The organism is Streptomyces sp. NPDC037389, assembly GCF_040636475.1.
Taxonomy (GTDB): Bacteria; Actinomycetota; Actinomycetes; order Streptomycetales; family Streptomycetaceae; genus Streptomyces; species Streptomyces hesseae.
Genome location: NZ_JBEZUS010000004.1, coordinates 273,265 through 286,466 on the forward strand (window position 1 = coordinate 273,265; position 13,202 = coordinate 286,466).

Below are 13,202 nucleotides of genomic sequence, written 5' to 3' on the forward strand. Positions count from 1 at the left end.
GCCGAGCCGCCCGCTACTTCTTGACGTCGCCCAGGCAGAGCGTGAACTTACTGGAACGCTCCTCCCAGGTGAGCGCGGCCGTGGTGCCCTCGACGTTGTTGCAGGCGAGGGTGTACAGCGTCGAGCCGTCGACCTTCTTGAGCACCTTGTGGCTCGCCTTGCTGTCGGTGCAGTCGACCTTCCGGATGTCCGGCTTGGAGTCCGTGCCCTTGTTCTGGAGGCAGTCGCCGACCGTCAGCACGGTGGTGTCGTCGTCCGTGAGCATGTGCTTGCCGATGTAGATGCCCGTGCTGACCAGGACGCAGAGAACGATCGTGCCGATCTTCTTGCCGATCTTCTTGCCCCTGGACGGGGCCGGCGGCGGCATCGTCGCGCCACCCCAGCCACCCGGCTGCTGCCCGTACGGCGGCGGGGCCGGCTGGCCGGGCTGCTGGGCGTACGGGCCCGGCTGGCCGTACGGGCCGGGTTGCTGGCCGTAGGGCGGGGGCGGCTGCTGGCCGTAGGGGGCACCGCCCTGCGGGCCGTACGGGTTCTGGTTGGGCGGCGGAGTGGTCACGGGGATGCCTTCACGGGACGGTGGTTTTCGGTCGGCTGACGCCGCCCGTAAGTTATCCCGTGTCCATGACATTTCCGCAGTTCGGTGGGGTGCTGTGGCCTTGATGTAATAGTCAGCGGCGTAGAAATCCAGCCATAGCGGAAGCAATTGCCGCGTAGATCAGAGCCACTCCGATCACCAGCGCGGGCGACTGTCCGTCCGGTGGCAGCATCAATGAGGCCACCGCCGCCGCGCCCACGAAGGCGACGTTGAACAGGACGTCGTAGAGGGAGAAGACCCTCCCCCGGAAGGCGTCGTCGACCGACGCCTGGACCACCGTGTCCGTGACGATCTTGGCGCTCTGGGTGGCGAGCCCCAGGACGAAGGCGGCGATCAGCATGGGGACGGGCTCGAAGGGCAGGCCGAGCGCGGGTTCCAGGACCGCCGCGGCCGCGGCGCAGGCCACCAGCCAGCCCAGCCGCCCCAGCCGGCCGACCGCCCAGGGGGTGATGGCGGCCGCGGCGAAGAAGCCGGCCCCCGAGGCGACCACGGCGTAGCCGAGCAGGATCAGACCGCCGGGGCCACCGCCGGACCAGGCGTACCGGCAGAGCATCAGCAGCATCACCGTCAGCGCGCCGTAGCAGAAGCGCATCAGCGCCATCGCCGCCAGGGCTCGGGCGGCGACGCGCCGTTCGTTGAGATGACGCAGCCCGTCGAGCAGGCCCCGGGCGGTGACGGCCAGCGCCGTGCGCAGCCCGGCCCTGGGAGCCGAGGCGTCCGGGCCCAGCAGGCCGATGGGCATGCGCAGCGAGCAGAGCGCGGCGCAGAAATAGAGGACGGCGCCGAGGAGGACGACGGACGCGTCGTCGGCAGTGCCCTCCGGAGGGGCGAGGCGGACGGCGAAGGCGAGGCCGCCGCCGATGGTCGCCGCGAGCGTGCCGGCGGTCGGGGAGAGGGCGTTGGCCATGATCAGGCGCTCGGGGGAGTCGACGACGCGCGGCAGGGCGGCCGACAGGCCGGCGAGGACGAAGCGATTGACGGCGGTGACCGAGAGCGCGGAGGCGTAGAAGAGCCGGTCGGGCACTCCGCCGACGATGAGCAGGGCGGTCACCGTGGCCAGTGCGGCACGGAGCAGATTGCCGTGGAGCAGCACCTGGCGGCGGCTCCAGCGGTCGAGCAGTACTCCGGCGAAGGGGCCCAGCAGTGAATAGGGCAGGAGGAGCACGGCCATGGCCGAGGCGATGGCGGCGGGGGAGGTCTGTTTCTCGGGGGAGAAGACGACGTACGCGGCGAGCGCGACCTGATAGACGCCGTCGGCCGCCTGGGAGAGCAGCCGTACTGCCAGCAGTCGGCGGAAATCGCCCAGCCGGAGCAGGACGCGAAGATCACGCACAACGGGCATGGTCCACACCCTCACACAACGCACAGGTCCCCGGGCGGATTACCCGGGGACCTGTGGTCGAGCGGAGCGGGCCCGTGGTCGGTGCCCGGTCGGCGCCTTTAGCGCTCGACCTCGCCCTTGATGAACTTCTCGACGTTCTCACGGGCCTCGTCGTCGAAGTACTGCACGGGCGGCGACTTCATGAAGTACGAGGAGGCGGAGAGGATCGGGCCGCCGATGCCCCGGTCCATGGCGATCTTCGCGGCGCGCAGGGCGTCGATGATGACACCGGCGGAGTTCGGGGAGTCCCAGACCTCGAGCTTGTACTCCAGGTTCAGCGGGACGTCACCGAAGGCGCGGCCCTCGAGGCGCACATAGGCCCACTTGCGGTCGTCCAGCCAGGCCACGTAGTCCGAGGGGCCGATGTGGACGTTCTTCTCGCCCAGGTCGCGGTCGGGGATCTGGGAGGTGACGGCCTGCGTCTTGGAGATCTTCTTGGACTCCAGGCGCTCGCGCTCGAGCATGTTCTTGAAGTCCATGTTGCCGCCGACATTCAGCTGCATCGTGCGGTCGAGGACGACGCCGCGGTCCTCGAACAGCTTGGCCATCACGCGGTGGGTGATGGTGGCGCCGACCTGGGACTTGATGTCGTCACCGACGATCGGGACGCCCGCCTCGGTGAACTTGTCCGCCCACTCCTTGGTGCCGGCGATGAAGACCGGGAGGGCGTTGACGAAGCCGACCTTGGCGTCGATGGCGCACTGCGCGTAGAACTTGGCGGCGTCCTCGGAGCCGACCGGCAGGTAGCAGACCAGGACGTCGACCTGCTTGTCCTTGAGGACCTGGACGACGTCGACGGGGGCCTCGGCGGACTCCTCGATGGTCTGGCGGTAGTACTTGCCCAGACCGTCGAGGGTGTGGCCGCGCTGGACGGTGACGCCGGTCTGCGGCACGTCGCAGATCTTGATGGTGTTGTTCTCGCTGGCGCCGATGGCGTCGGCGAGGTCCAGACCGACCTTCTTCGCGTCGACGTCGAAAGCGGCCACGAACTCGACATCACGCACGTGGTAGTCGCCGAACTGCACGTGCATCAGACCCGGCACGCGGCCATTCGGGTCGGCGTCCTTGTAGTACTCGACGCCCTGCACCAGCGAGGCGGAGCAGTTGCCCACACCGACGATCGCTACGCGAACCGAACCCATTCCGGTTGCTCCCTGTTTGTACTCGACGTAGCCCTGCGGGGTGCAGGGCTCACTGATCCGGGCCGGGGCGTTTGTCACGCCCGGCCCGCTCGCTCTCGATCAGCTCGTTCAGCCAGCGAACTTCGCGCTCCACGGACTCCATGCCGTGGCGCTGCAACTCGAGGGTGTAGTCGTCCAGCCGTTCCCGGGTACGGGCCAGAGAGGCGCGCATCTTCTCGAGGCGCTCCTCCAGCCGGCTGCGGCGGCCTTCCAGCACCCGCATCCGTACATCCCGTGAGGTCTGCCCGAAGAACGCGAAGCGGGCGGCGAAGTGCTCGTCCTCCCACGCATCCGGGCCGGTGTGGGCGAGGAGCTCCTCGAAGTGCTCCTTGCCCTCCGCCGTGAGGCGGTAGACGATCTTCGCCCGTCGTCCGGCCAGTGACGCCGCAAGGGCGTCCTCCGGGGAGCTTCCGGGTTCCTCGATCAGCCAGCCGTTCGCCACGAGGGACTTCAGGCAGGGATACAGGGAGCCGTAGCTGAACGCGCGGAACACCCCGAGCGAGGTGTTCAGCCTCTTGCGCAGCTCGTAGCCGTGCATCGGGGCTTCGCGGAGCAGGCCGAGGACGGCGAACTCGAGGATGCCGGAGCGTCTGCTCATATGTCGCCTCCTTGTCGCCCACAGCCTAGTTCCTTGTGATCCCTAAATCCTTATTGGTCCCTTATGGCGAGCTGATGTATCGACTCGATACATCCAGACGATAGAACGGGCGATCATTAACGACAAGAGGAAGCACGGTGAACGAGGTCACATCACTGATTCGTGGGATACAAGCGGCCTGATTTGGAGTGAACATCCGCAGTGGGCTGGATTTGGCCGTGCGTAGTCTGTGCGCCATGCAGACCACAGGGAACCGGGTAACGCCCACAGACGTCCTGGACCTGTACGCAGTGCGGCCCACCGGTCAGGGGGACATGGAGGCCGCACGTCGGGGGGAACGCAAGCCACCCTGCCGCTGTCAGGCGATAGCGCCTGCCCGAGGAGTATTCGTTCGATGAGCGAGCACCGCCGCAAGCCGCCGCCGCCTCAAGGCGGCGGACGAGCCGAGGCCCGTCGCGCGGCCCAGCAGCCGACGCCCGGCCGTCGCGCAGCACCATCCACCCACTCGGCCGCGCCCGGCTCCGGCCGCGGTGAGCCTCCGCACGGCAGTCGGCCGGGGGCCCGTCGCGGTGCCCCGCCAGGCGGTGCCGGCGGGCCGGGCGGGCGCAGACGCACCCCCGAGCAGGGGCTCGGGGGCCGAGGACGCCGGGACGGCGGCCGGTCCGGAGCCAAGCGGCTCATCGACTACCCGCGCGCGGGCAAGTCCGGGTTCCGGCGCTGGATCCCCTCCTGGAAGCTCACCGCGGGCCTGATCGTCTCGTTCGCGGGCCTGATCGTCGGCAGCGTCGGCGTCGCGCTGGCGGTGGTGCAGGTGCCGAGCGCGCAGAAGGCCGCCGTGGTCCAGAAGAACGTTTATTACTGGGCCGACGGCAAACAGATGGTCGTCGCGGGCGGTGGCAGCCTCAACCGCCAGATCGTGCCGATCGCCCAGATCCCGCTCGCGATGCAGAACGCGGTGATCTCGGCGGAGAACGCCAGCTTCGACCAGGACATGGGTGTCGACCCCATGGGTATCGCCCGGGCCGTCGTGAAGATGGCGCAGGGCGGTGAGACGCAGAGCGGCTCGACCATCACGCAGCAGTTCGTGAAGAACACCTATCTGAGCCAGGAGCAGACGCTCAAGCGCAAGATCACCGAGCTGCTCATCTCGGTCAAGGTCGGGGCCACGCAGGACAAGAAGGACATCCTTGCCGGCTACCTCAACACGGCCTATTACGGGCGTGGCGCCTATGGCATCCAGGCCGCCGCGCGGGCGTACTTCGACAAGGACTGCGCGGACCTGACGCCCAGCGAGAGCGCGTTCCTGTCGGCGACCCTGAACGGCCCGAACCTCTACGACCCCTACGGCGGCCAGGGCCCGGCGGCGACGCCGGAGAAGAACACCAAGCGCGCCACCGACCGCTGGAAGTGGACGCTCGACCGTGAGGTCCAGGTCGGCCGCATGCAGCCCGCCGACCGCGACAAGTGGGTCGCGGGGGGCTTCCCCAAGGTGCAGAAGCCGAAGCCCGCGACCAACCGCGCCGGCCAGATCGGCTACCTCACCGACCTCGCCGACAACTACATCGTCGCCCACTCCAAGCTCAGCAAGGCGGAGCTGGACAAGGGCGGCTACCAGATCTACACGACGTTCGACCGGGACAAGGTGGACGCGCTGTCGAAGTCGGTCGAGGAGGTGCGCAAGGCGAACATCAAGCCGAAGGTGCGCGACGTCGACCAGTTCGTCCAGTTCGGCGGCGCCTCGGTGGAGCCCAAGACCGGCAAGATCGTCGCCATCTACGGCGGCGAGAACGCGCTGGAGCACTTCACCAACAACGCCGACTACACCGGTGTCCAGGTCGGTTCGACGTTCAAGCCGTTCGTACTGGCCGCGGCGATGACGCACGGCAAGCGCAACCCGGCGCTCGGCCCGAAGCAGAGCGACAGCCAGCGCACGGTCGTCTCGCCGGAGAGCGTCTACAACGGCAACAACAAGGTGACCCTGCGGACCTACAACGGCACGGTCTGGCACGACCAGGACGGCAAGGAGTGGCACCAGCCGAACGACGGTGACGAGGACAAGGGTCTCGTCACCCTCCGCACGGCCATGCAGTTCTCGGTGAACACCCCCTATATCCAGCTCGGCATGGACGTGGGCACCGACCTGGTGCAGGAGGCCGCGCTCAAGGCCGGTCTGGACAAGGACCAGCTCGCCTCGCTGACTCCGACCTTCTCGCTGGGCACGTCGGCGCCCAGCGCCATCCGGCTGGCCGGTGCCTACGCGACGTTCGCGGCCAGCGGCAAGCAGGTCGACCCCTACTCCGTGACGAAGGTCGAGAAGGACGGCAAGCCGGCCTTCGAGCACGAGGAGAAGAGCGCCCAGGCCTTCGACTCCAACGTCGCCAACAACGTCACCGACGTGCTCAGGACCGTCGTGGAGTCGGGCACCGGCACCAAGGCCAAGCTCGGCGACCGCCCAGTGGCGGGCAAGACGGGTACGACCGACGGCAACCGCTCCGCCTGGTTCGCGGGCTACACCCCGCAGCTGTCGACGGCGATCGGCATGTACCGCGTCGACCCCAACGCCAAGCAGCAGGAGTTCCTGTCGATGCGCGGTGTGGGTGGCCAGCCCACCATCCACGGTGCCTCGTTCCCGGCGGAGATCTGGGCGGACTACATGGCCGACGCGCTCAAGGGCAAGCCGGTGCTTCAGTTCGACGCGCCGCAGCCGATCGGGCAGAAGGTGTTCGGGGACGGGGCCAGTCCCTCCCCCAGCATCGTGCCGTCCACGCCCCCCTCGGCCCCGCCGTCGGCGTCCCCCTCGCCCTCGAAGTCCCCGTCCGCCTCCCCGTCCCCGAGCGGGTCCTGCGCTCCGTTCGACTTCAAGTGCAAGATCGGCGGCAGTGGCGGGAACAACGGAAATGGCAACGGCGGTAAGGACGGGGGCGCTTCGGGCGGTCCCGGAGGACCCGGCGGCGCCGGAGACCCGAGTGAGTCGCCGTCGCCGGGCGGGAACCGGCGCCCGCCGGGCGGTGGTGGCGGACTGTTCGGCGGACCGGGTGGCTGATCATCGTATGAATCCGGCGCAGGCTGTCTGAGCACGTCTTTTCGAGGGCCGTCCCGCGTTCGCGCGGGGCGGCCCTCGTGGTTTTCCACAGGCGCCGCGGGTGCGACCACGGGTACGGCAGGATGAGGGCATGAGGAGCGCGCGGGACGATCAGCTTGTACGGCCCACCGTCGAGGACGAGGTGGCCGCGGCCGGCAGTGAGCTCATCGGCGGACCGGTGGGGCGGCGTGCGCTGACCGGTGCGCACTGGTGGACGCCGGTGCGGGTGATCGCGCTCGTGGCGATCGGGATGTTCGCGCTCGGCATGGTGCAGAAACTGCCGTGCTACGACCACGGCTGGTTCTTCGGCGCCACCACCCAGTACACCCACGCCTGTTATTCCGACATCCCGCACCTCTACAACGGCCGGGGCTTCGACCAGGGCCTCATCCCGTACTTCGACCGGGTTCCCCAGTCGGTCGGCGGCGGCATGGACTATCTGGAGTACCCGGTCCTGACAGGGCTGTTCATGGAGGTCGCGGCGCTGTTCACGCCGGGCGGCGGAAGCCTCCAGCACCGCGAGCAGCTGTACTGGTTCGTGAACGCCGGCATGCTGCTGGCCTGCACGGCCGTCATCGTGATGTGTGTGGCCCGTACGCACCGGCGCCGCCCCTGGGACGCGCTACTGGTGGCCCTCGCCCCGGCCTTCGCCCTCACGGCCACCATCAACTGGGACCTCTTCGCCGTCGCTCTGACGGCCGCCGCGATGCTGATGTGGTCCCGTGGGCGCACGGTGCTGACGGGCGTGCTGATCGGCCTGGCGGCCGCGGCGAAGCTCTACCCCGTGCTGCTGCTGGGGCCGCTGCTCGTCCTGTGCTGGCGGGCCGGGCGGCCGCGGGCCTTCCTCACCGCCACGGGCGGCGCGGTCGCCGCCTGGCTGGCGGTGAATCTGCCGGTCATGTTCACCCATGACGCCACGGGCTTCCACATCCGCGAGGGATGGGCGAAGTTCTACGTCTTCAGCAAGGAACGGCCGGTCGACTTCGGCTCTCTCTGGCTCTTCATCTCCGAGCACACCGGCAGTTCGATGGACGACGTCAACGTCTACGCGATACTGCTGATGATCCTCGGCTGCCTCGGCCTGGGAGCCCTCGCGCTGAGCGCCCCCAGGCGCCCGCGCTTCGCGCAGCTGGCCTTTTTGATGGTGGCGCTGTTCGTCCTCATAAACAAGGTCTATTCGCCGCAGTACGTGCTGTGGCTGGTGCCGCTTGCCGCGCTGGCCCGGCCCAAGTGGCGCGACTTCCTGGTCTGGCAGGCCTGCGAGGTCCTGTACTACCTGGCCATCTGGCTCTACCTGGCCTACACCGGCAGCGGCGACAAGCACCAGGGGCTGCCGATGGACGCCTATCAGCTGGCGATCGTCGTCCACTTGCTGGGCACGCTCTACCTCTGCGCGCTGGTCGTGCGGGACATCCTGAAGCCCGAGCGGGACGTGGTGCGCCGCGACGGTTCGGACGATCCTTCCGGAGGCGTCCTGGACGGGGCCCCGGACATATTCGTCCTCGGCTCCGCGCGCCGCGAGCGGCACGCCGAGCCTTCCGGAGGCACACGCGTCGAATGGGGGACCGGGAGCCACGACGCCTGAGTCATGGCTCCCGGCCACATCACACGGGGGGGTGGAATCAGTGATCGACGACGCGGTCGAACTGCGTGGTGGTGTGCCGCAGATGGGCCTCCAGCTCATCGCCGACCTGCGGGGCGGGAGCGTCGTTCGGCACGAACAGGATGGAGACCTGCATGTGCGGGGGCTCCGCGAACCACCGCTGCTTTCCGGCCCAGACGAAGGGCGACAGATTGCGGTTCATGGTGGCCAGGCCCGCCCGGGCCACGCCCTTGGCGCGCGGCATCATGCCGTGCAGCGCCTTCGGCGCCTCCAGCCCGACGCCGTGCGAGGTGCCGCCGGCCACCACGACCAGGTAGCCGTCACCGGGAGCCTTCTGCTGCCGGTAGCCGAAGCGGTCGCCCTTGGAGACGGGGGTGACGTCCAGGACGGCGCCCCGGTACTGGGTGGCGTCGTGGTCGCCAAGCCACAGCCGGGTGCCGATCCGGGCCCGGAAGCGGGTCTGGGGGAACCGCTGCTGGAGCTCACGGAGCTCCTCGGCCTTGAGGTGGCTGACGAGCATCGTGTGCAGCGGCAGATGGGCGTTGCGAAGCCGCTCCATCCAGGCGGTGACCTCGTCGACCCCGCTGCCGCCGTCCGCGTGGTCGAGCGGGAGGTGTATCGCGAAGCCCTCCAGGCGCACGTCCTCGATGGCGGCGTGCAGCTTGGGGAGGTCCTCCTCGCTGATGCCGTGCCGCTTCATGCTGCTCATGACCTCGATGACCACACGGGCGCCCACCAGCCCGCGCACGCCCTCGACCGAGGAGACGGACCGGATGGCCCGGTCCGGCAGCGGCACCGGCTCCTCGCCGAGCCGGAAGGGCGTCAGCACCAGCAGGTCGCCGCTGAAGTAGTCCTTGATCCGGGCCGCTTCGTAGGTGGTGCCGACGGCGAGGGTGTCCGCGCCCATGCGCGTGACCTCGTCGGCCAGGCGCTCATTGCTGAAGCCGTAGCCGTTGCCCTTGCAGACGGGGATGATCCCCGGAAACTGCTGGATGACGGACTGCTGGTGTGCCCGCCAGCGCGCGGTGTCGACGTAGAGCGTGAGCGCCATGGCCGGTCCCGGAACCTTTCCCTGAGTGTGGATGGAGCTGCTGGATCAACGCCGCGACATGTACATGTCGAGGGCCTTGTGCAGCAGCTTGTTGAGCGGGAAGTCCCACTCGCCGAGGTACTCGGCCGCCTGACCACCCGTACCCACCTTGAACTGGATCAGGCCGAAGAGGTGGTCGTTCTCGTCCAGCGAGTCGCCGATGCCCCGCAGGTCGTAGACGCTGGCGCCCAGGGCGTAGGCGTCGCGCAGCATCCGCCACTGCATCGCGTTCGACGGACGGACCTCGCGCTTGTGGTTGGCCGAGGCGCCGTAGGAGTACCAGACGTGCCCGCCGACGATCAGCATCGTCGCGGCGGCGACGGCCTCGCCCTCGTGCACGGCGAAGTACAGCCGCATGCGGTTGGGGTCCTCGCTGTTGAGGGCCGTCCACATGCGCTGGAAGTAGCTCAGCGGGCGCGGGCGGAACTTGTCGCGCTCGGCGGTGATCTCGTAGAGGTGCTGCCAGGTGGGCAGGTCCTCGTAGCCGCCCTGGACGACCTCGACGCCGGCCTTCTCGGCCTTCTTGATGTTGCGCCGCCACAGCTGGTTGAAACCCTTGTGGACGTCCTCCAGCGAGCGGCCCTCCAGCGGCACCTGGAAGACGTAGCGCGGCTGGACGTCACCGAAGCCGGCGCCCTCCTCCTCGCCCTGCTGCCAGCCCATCCGGCGCAGCTGGTCGGCGACCTCGAAGGCGCGCGGCTCGATGAAGGTGGCCTCGACGTCGCGCAGGCGCTTGACGTCGGGGTCGGCGATGCCCTTCTTGATCGCGTCGGCGTCCCAGCGGCGGATCACCACCGGCGGGCCCATCTTCACGGAGAAGGCGCCCTGCTGCTTGAGGTGGGCCAGCATGGGCTCCAGCCAGTCGCGCAGGTTCGGGGAGTACCAGTTGATGACCGGGCCCTCGGGCAGGTAGGCCAGGTAGCGCTTGATCTTGGGGAGCTGGCGGTAGAGGACCAGACCGGCGCCGACGATCTGCCCGGTCCTGTCGAACCAGCCCAGGCTCTCCGAGCGCCACTCGCCCTTCACATCCGCCCACCCCGGCACCTGCATGTGACTGGCCGCGGGCAGGCTCTGGATGTATGCCAGATGCTGCTCTCGGCTGATTGTCCTCAGGGTCAGGCTCATGCGGGGCGCTCCTCGGCAGGTGTGTCCCCATGGTCGGGGCTCCGGCTCTCGCGCCGAAGCCTACTGCGACAGGGGAGCGCCCCGTTTGGGCGTACGGTCCGCTATCCGATCACACCCCCGAAGAGTCCGCCGTGCGCCATGCCCAGGAAGAAGCCGATGGCCGAGGCGCCGAGCCCGATGATCAGCAGGAAGCGCTCGCCGGTGGTGGCCGAGATGAACTGGCCCCAGGCCCCCGTGAGGATGCCCACGAGCCCGCTCCAGGACGAGAGCAGATGGAGGTTGCTGAACGCCGAGGAGATAAAGGCGAGCGCACCGAGCACGACCGTCACGGCGACGAGGGTGTTCTCGACGGGATGGGGCTTTCCGTCGCTGTTCAGCACACCGCTGAGCAGCGAGCGGAGCCCGCGGGGCTGTCGTGCTGCCTGTGTCATGGGGGCACCTCCTGAAGGCAGGCGGCGCGCTATGGCGCCGGTCACACCCGTCGGTTCCAGACTGGGGGGCCGGGCCGCCCGATTTCAACCACACGCCGAAGTGCGGGTACTCTGTACGGTCTGCACCGGTGTCTGCCCGGACCCAGCTTCGGTCCCAGGGGCAACCCAGGGACTTTCCGCTGATTGTCAGTGTCCGCCGATACCGTTGTTCACGCATCACGACCCTCCTGCCACGGATCGACCGTGGCCGCTGAGTCCAAAGGAGGTGGGTTCCACATGCGTCACTACGAGGTGATGGTCATCCTCGACCCCGATCTCGAGGAGCGCTCTGTCTCCCCGCTGATCGAGAACTTCCTCTCCGTCGTCCGTGAGGGCAACGGAAAGGTCGAGAAGGTCGACACCTGGGGCCGTCGTCGTCTCGCTTACGAGATCAAGAAGAAGCCCGAGGGCATCTACTCGGTCATCGACCTCCAGGCCACGCCTGAGGTCGTCAAGGAGCTCGACCGACAGATGAACCTGAACGAGTCGGTCCTCCGGACCAAGGTCCTCCGTCCCGAGACCCACTGAACCTGACGGTTCAGAGGTAATCGGGCTGCACTCAACCGAGTAGCACAAGCAGCCAGCAGCACACCCGCCGAGAGGTTCATCCATGGCAGGCGAGACCGTCATCACGGTCGTCGGCAATCTCGTCGACGACCCCGAGCTGCGCTTCACCCCGTCCGGTGCGGCGGTCGCGAAGTTCCGTGTCGCGTCCACTCCCCGCACCTTCGACCGCCAGACCAACGAGTGGAAGGACGGCGAGAGCCTCTTCCTCACGTGCTCGGTGTGGCGTCAGGCGGCGGAGAACGTCGCCGAGTCGCTTCAGCGAGGCATGCGCGTCATCGTGCAGGGCCGTCTGAAGCAGCGGTCCTACGAGGACCGCGAGGGCGTCAAGCGCACGGTCTTCGAGCTCGACGTCGAAGAGGTCGGGCCCAGCCTGAAGAACGCTACGGCGAAGGTCACCAAGACCACGGGTCGCGGTGGCCAGGGTGGCTTTGGCGGCGGCAGCGGTGGTGGCCAGGGTGGTGGCGGCTGGGGCTCCGGCTCCGGCGGCCAGCAGGGCGGCGGGGCTCCCGCCGACGACCCCTGGGCGTCCAGCGCTCCGTCCGGCGGCCAGCAGGGCGGCGGCGGAGGTGGCTGGGGCGGCGGCTCCGGCAACTCCGGCGGCGGCTACTCGGACGAGCCGCCCTTCTAGGTCCCTCCGGGGACCCGGGCCCCTGTGGCCCGAGGGCGACGGCACAAAACTTCTTGATTTCACAGGAGAGAGACAATGGCGAAGCCGCCCCCGCGCAAGCCTAAGAAGAAGGTCTGCGCGTTCTGCAAGGACAAGACCGCTTACGTGGACTACAAGGACACGAACATGCTGCGGAAGTTCATTTCCGACCGCGGCAAGATCCGTGCCCGTCGCGTGACCGGCAACTGCACTCAGCACCAGCGTGACGTCGCCACGGCCGTGAAGAACAGCCGTGAGATGGCGCTGCTGCCCTACACCTCGTCTGCGCGATAAGGGAAGGGTGACCAAGTAATGAAGATCATCCTCACCCACGAGGTCTCCGGCCTCGGCATCGCCGGTGACGTCGTCGACGTCAAGGACGGCTACGCCCGCAACTACCTGGTCCCGCGCGGTTTCGCGATCCGCTGGACCAAGGGTGGCGAGAAGGACGTCGAGCAGATCCGTCGCGCTCGCAAGATCCGCGCGATCGCCACGATCGAGCAGGCCAACGAGGTCAAGGGCCAGCTCGAGGGCGTCAAGGTCCGCCTTGCCGTCCGCGCCGGCGAGGCCGGCCGCCTGTTCGGCTCCGTGACCCAGGCCGACGTCGCTTCCGCGATCAAGGCTTCCGGTGGTCCCGAGGTCGACAAGCGCCGCGTCGAGCTGGGCTCGCCCATCAAGACCCTGGGCGCCCACCAGGTGTCCGTGCGTCTGCACGCCGACGTCGTTGCCAAGCTCGGCATCGAGGTCATCGCCGCCTGACGTTCGCATCAGGCAGCTGTCGAAGGGCCGCATCCCGCCAGGGGTGCGGCCCTTCCGCCGTTCAGCGGAACCGTTTCGCCTGAATGGGCCGACGTCTCGCCCGAA

The 13,202-nt window shown here is 68.5% G+C and carries 13 protein-coding genes; 6 read left to right on the forward strand and 7 right to left on the reverse strand.

The window, feature by feature from the left end; translation table 11 throughout:
• Positions 1–13: 13 nt before the first annotated feature.
• From AB0E98_RS10875 to AB0E98_RS10890, 4 genes are all read right to left on the reverse strand, one after another.
• Positions 14–556 (reverse strand): hypothetical protein, encoded by a 543-nt coding sequence (locus tag AB0E98_RS10875; protein ID WP_361701109.1) that lies wholly within the window; start codon positions 554–556, stop codon positions 14–16.
• 112 nt (positions 557–668) lie between these two features.
• Positions 669–1,937, reverse strand: a complete 1,269-nt coding sequence (locus AB0E98_RS10880; protein ID WP_361701111.1) for an MFS transporter — start codon at positions 1,935–1,937, stop codon at positions 669–671.
• Between the two features lie 98 nt (positions 1,938–2,035).
• Positions 2,036–3,118 (reverse strand): inositol-3-phosphate synthase, encoded by a 1,083-nt coding sequence (locus tag AB0E98_RS10885; protein ID WP_311614564.1) that lies wholly within the window; start codon positions 3,116–3,118, stop codon positions 2,036–2,038.
• A gap of 49 nt (positions 3,119–3,167) precedes the next feature.
• Positions 3,168–3,755 carry a helix-turn-helix transcriptional regulator gene (locus tag AB0E98_RS10890; protein WP_311614562.1) on the reverse strand — a complete coding sequence of 196 codons (588 nt, stop codon included), beginning with the start codon at positions 3,753–3,755 and terminating at the stop codon, positions 3,168–3,170.
• A 394-nt stretch (positions 3,756–4,149) separates the two neighbouring features.
• Here AB0E98_RS10890 and AB0E98_RS10895 point away from each other — a divergent pair, with 394 nt between their 5' ends.
• Together AB0E98_RS10895 and AB0E98_RS10900 are read left to right on the forward strand one after the other, a co-directional pair.
• On the forward strand, positions 4,150–6,798 hold the full coding sequence (locus tag AB0E98_RS10895; protein WP_361701113.1) for a transglycosylase domain-containing protein: 2,649 nt from the start codon (positions 4,150–4,152) through the stop codon (positions 6,796–6,798).
• A 130-nt stretch (positions 6,799–6,928) separates the two neighbouring features.
• On the forward strand, positions 6,929–8,422 hold the full coding sequence (locus AB0E98_RS10900; protein WP_361701115.1) for a glycosyltransferase 87 family protein: 1,494 nt from the start codon (positions 6,929–6,931) through the stop codon (positions 8,420–8,422).
• Positions 8,423–8,459: 37 nt separating this feature from the next.
• On the opposite strand, the gene AB0E98_RS10905 is transcribed toward AB0E98_RS10900, so the two are convergent.
• From AB0E98_RS10905 to AB0E98_RS10915, 3 genes are all read right to left on the reverse strand, one after another.
• Positions 8,460–9,491, reverse strand: a complete 1,032-nt coding sequence (locus AB0E98_RS10905; protein WP_361701118.1) for an alanine racemase — start codon at positions 9,489–9,491, stop codon at positions 8,460–8,462.
• A gap of 45 nt (positions 9,492–9,536) precedes the next feature.
• Positions 9,537–10,655 (reverse strand): peptidoglycan bridge formation glycyltransferase FemA/FemB family protein, encoded by a 1,119-nt coding sequence (locus AB0E98_RS10910; protein ID WP_361701120.1) that lies wholly within the window; start codon positions 10,653–10,655, stop codon positions 9,537–9,539.
• Positions 10,656–10,756: 101 nt separating this feature from the next.
• On the reverse strand, positions 10,757–11,086 hold the full coding sequence (locus tag AB0E98_RS10915) for a hypothetical protein (protein WP_229349277.1): 330 nt from the start codon (positions 11,084–11,086) through the stop codon (positions 10,757–10,759).
• Positions 11,087–11,362: 276 nt separating this feature from the next.
• On the opposite strand from AB0E98_RS10915, the gene rpsF reads away from it, so the two are divergent.
• From rpsF to rplI, 4 genes are all read left to right on the forward strand, one after another.
• Positions 11,363–11,653, forward strand: coding sequence for a 30S ribosomal protein S6 (rpsF, locus tag AB0E98_RS10920; protein ID WP_126915057.1), 291 nt, complete (start codon positions 11,363–11,365; stop codon positions 11,651–11,653).
• Between the two features lie 82 nt (positions 11,654–11,735).
• Entirely contained in the window at positions 11,736–12,320 is a 585-nt protein-coding gene (locus AB0E98_RS10925; RefSeq protein WP_361701123.1) for a single-stranded DNA-binding protein, read from the forward strand.
• 75 nt (positions 12,321–12,395) lie between these two features.
• On the forward strand, positions 12,396–12,632 hold the full coding sequence (gene rpsR / locus AB0E98_RS10930) for a 30S ribosomal protein S18 (protein ID WP_004950692.1): 237 nt from the start codon (positions 12,396–12,398) through the stop codon (positions 12,630–12,632).
• A gap of 18 nt (positions 12,633–12,650) precedes the next feature.
• Positions 12,651–13,097: a 50S ribosomal protein L9 gene (gene rplI, locus AB0E98_RS10935; RefSeq protein ID WP_229349274.1), complete on the forward strand. Its 447-nt coding sequence runs from the start codon at positions 12,651–12,653 to the stop codon at positions 13,095–13,097.
• Positions 13,098–13,202: the final 105 nt, after the last annotated feature.

Bases quoted from the DNA above. Each gene is read 5' to 3' on its own strand.
- AB0E98_RS10880 (WP_361701111.1), bottom strand. From the start codon at position 1,937: ATGCCCGTTGTGCGTGATCTTCGCGTCCTGCTCCGGCTGGGCGATTTC.
- rpsF (WP_126915057.1), top strand. From the start codon at position 11,363: ATGCGTCACTACGAGGTGATGGTCATCCTCGACCCCGATCTCGAGGAG.
- rpsR (WP_004950692.1), top strand. From the start codon at position 12,396: ATGGCGAAGCCGCCCCCGCGCAAGCCTAAGAAGAAGGTCTGCGCGTTC.
- AB0E98_RS10905 (WP_361701118.1), bottom strand. From the start codon at position 9,491: ATGGCGCTCACGCTCTACGTCGACACCGCGCGCTGGCGGGCACACCAG.
- AB0E98_RS10895 (WP_361701113.1), top strand. From the start codon at position 4,150: ATGAGCGAGCACCGCCGCAAGCCGCCGCCGCCTCAAGGCGGCGGACGA.
- AB0E98_RS10915 (WP_229349277.1), bottom strand. From the start codon at position 11,086: ATGACACAGGCAGCACGACAGCCCCGCGGGCTCCGCTCGCTGCTCAGC.
- rplI (WP_229349274.1), top strand. From the start codon at position 12,651: ATGAAGATCATCCTCACCCACGAGGTCTCCGGCCTCGGCATCGCCGGT.
- AB0E98_RS10885 (WP_311614564.1), bottom strand. From the start codon at position 3,118: ATGGGTTCGGTTCGCGTAGCGATCGTCGGTGTGGGCAACTGCTCCGCC.
- AB0E98_RS10910 (WP_361701120.1), bottom strand. From the start codon at position 10,655: ATGAGCCTGACCCTGAGGACAATCAGCCGAGAGCAGCATCTGGCATAC.
- AB0E98_RS10890 (WP_311614562.1), bottom strand. From the start codon at position 3,755: ATGAGCAGACGCTCCGGCATCCTCGAGTTCGCCGTCCTCGGCCTGCTC.
- AB0E98_RS10925 (WP_361701123.1), top strand. From the start codon at position 11,736: ATGGCAGGCGAGACCGTCATCACGGTCGTCGGCAATCTCGTCGACGAC.
- AB0E98_RS10900 (WP_361701115.1), top strand. From the start codon at position 6,929: ATGAGGAGCGCGCGGGACGATCAGCTTGTACGGCCCACCGTCGAGGAC.